Genomic DNA, 292 nt, shown 5'->3' on the forward strand with positions numbered 1-292 from the left:
CTTTACCGATTATTCAGGCACCGATGGCGGGTGGCGCCACTACCCCTGAGCTGGTGGCCGCCGTGTCTCAGTTTGGTGGCCTGGGTTCGTTGGCCGCGCCTTTGTTGGCACCGCTGGCGATTATTGAGCAGGCTGAGCATATCCGTCGTCTGACCGATAAGCCATTTGCGATCAATCTGTTTGTACAGCCACGGCCACAAATCGATTTTGCTGCGTTGGAAGCAGCTAAAGTCTTGTTACAGCCAGTCTGTGCAGAATTGGGGATGGAAAATCTGCCAACGCCGACCCGTTG

Annotated in this window: 1 protein-coding gene; it reads left to right on the forward strand. The window is 55.5% G+C overall.

The genetic code is table 11. The annotated features are described in order from the left end of the window. Nucleotides 1-292 (forward strand): nitronate monooxygenase (locus KDM89_RS21700; RefSeq protein ID WP_212689842.1); only part of this gene is annotated, 292 nt, incomplete at both ends.

This window comes from Cognatundibacterium luofuense, assembly GCF_018139685.1.
Lineage (GTDB): Bacteria > Pseudomonadota > Gammaproteobacteria > Burkholderiales > Burkholderiaceae_D > Undibacterium > Undibacterium luofuense.